At 66.2% G+C, this 1,584-nt stretch carries 2 protein-coding genes; both read left to right on the forward strand.

Annotated elements, in window-relative coordinates; genetic code table 11:
- The coding region (cysT, locus tag BC360_RS26325; protein WP_065797431.1) for a sulfate ABC transporter permease subunit CysT at nt 1-804 on the forward strand (804 nt) is incomplete at its 5' end.
- Nucleotides 794-1,584: sulfate ABC transporter permease subunit CysW (gene cysW / locus BC360_RS26330; RefSeq protein WP_065797432.1), on the forward strand; the 791-nt coding region annotated here is incomplete at its 3' end. The genes cysT and cysW, both read left to right, overlap by 11 nt.

A 1,584-nucleotide genomic window follows, 5' to 3' on the forward strand; every position in this document is an offset into this window, starting at 1 on the left:
GGGTTCGGTCTGGCGCTCGGCGTCACGCTGTCCTGGCTGGTGCTGATCATCCTCATCCCGCTGTCGGGCCTGCTCTGGCGCTCGAGCAGCCTCGGCTGGTCGCAGTTCATGACGCTGGCGCTCGATACCCGCACCTTGAATGCGCTGGAGATCAGCTTCGGCACGGCCTTTGTCGCGGCGGTCGTCAATCTGGTGTTCGGCGTCATCCTCGCCTGGGTGCTGGTGCGCTATCGTTTCCCCGGCAAGCGGGTGATCGACGCCATGGTCGACCTGCCGTTTGCGCTGCCGACGGCGGTTGCCGGCATTGCGCTGGCGACGCTTTATGCCCCCAACGGCTGGATCGGACAATTGCTGGCGCCGCTCGGCATCAAGATCGCCTTTACCCCCGCCGGCATCGTCATCGCCCTGATCTTCGTCGGCCTGCCCTTCGTCGTCCGCACCGTGCAGCCGATCATGGAGGAGATCGACAAGGAAGTGGAGGAGGCCGCCGCCACCCTCGGCGCCAGCCGCTTCCAGACGATCAGCCGGGTGCTGCTGCCGGGCCTGCTGCCGGCCGGGCTGACCGGCTTTGCCCTCGCCTTTGCCCGCGGCGTCGGCGAATACGGCTCGGTGATCTTCATCGCCGGCAACCTGCCCTACGTCTCCGAGATCGCGCCGCTTCTGATCGTCATCCGGCTGGAGGAGTTCAACTACCCCGCCGCCACCGCCATTGCCGCGGTGATGCTGGTCATCTCCTTTGCCATGCTGCTCGTCATCAACTCGATCCAGGCCTGGAGCCGGCGGAGATATGTCTATGTCGCCTGATCGCGCTGCGACCGCCCATCACGTGCGCGCCGCCACCTCGGAAAGCCGCCTTGCCCGGCTCAGCCTGACGGTGGCCGCGCTCGCCTTCGTCGCCCTGTTCCTGCTGCTGCCGCTGGCGGCCGTCTTTACCGAGGCGCTGCGCAAGGGACCGGCCGAGTTCCTGACGGCGCTTGGCGATGCCGAGACGTTTGCCGCCATCCGCCTGACGCTGATCGTCGCCGTCATCGCCGTGCCGCTCAACCTCGTCTTCGGCGTCGCCGCCGCCTGGGCGATCGCCAAGTTCGAGTTCAAGGGCAAGGCCTTCTTGACGACGCTGATCGACCTGCCGTTCTCGGTGTCGCCGGTGATCTCCGGCCTCGTCTTCGTGCTGTTGTTCGGCGCGCACAGCCTCATCGGCCCCGTCCTGCAGAGCCAGGGCATCCAGATCCTGTTTGCCGTGCCGGGGCTGGTGCTGGCCACCGTCTTCGTCACCTTCCCCTTCGTCGCCCGCGAACTGATCCCCTTGATGCAGGAGCAGGGCACCAGCGACGAGGAGGCGGCGCTGTCGCTCGGCGCTTCCGGCTGGCAGACCTTTTGGCATGTGACGCTGCCCAACATCAAATGGGGGCTGCTTTACGGCGTGCTGCTGTGCAACGCCCGCGCCATGGGCGAGTTCGGCGCCGTGTCGGTGGTCTCCGGCCATATCCGCGGCCAGACCAACACCATGCCGTTGCAGGTGGAAATCCTCTATAATGAATATAACTTCGTCGCCGCCTTTGCGGTTGCGACGTTGCTGGCGCT

Origin of the sequence: Ensifer sp. LC163, assembly GCF_001695855.1 — a bacterium.
In the GTDB taxonomy this organism is placed as follows: domain Bacteria; phylum Pseudomonadota; class Alphaproteobacteria; order Rhizobiales; family Rhizobiaceae; genus Ensifer.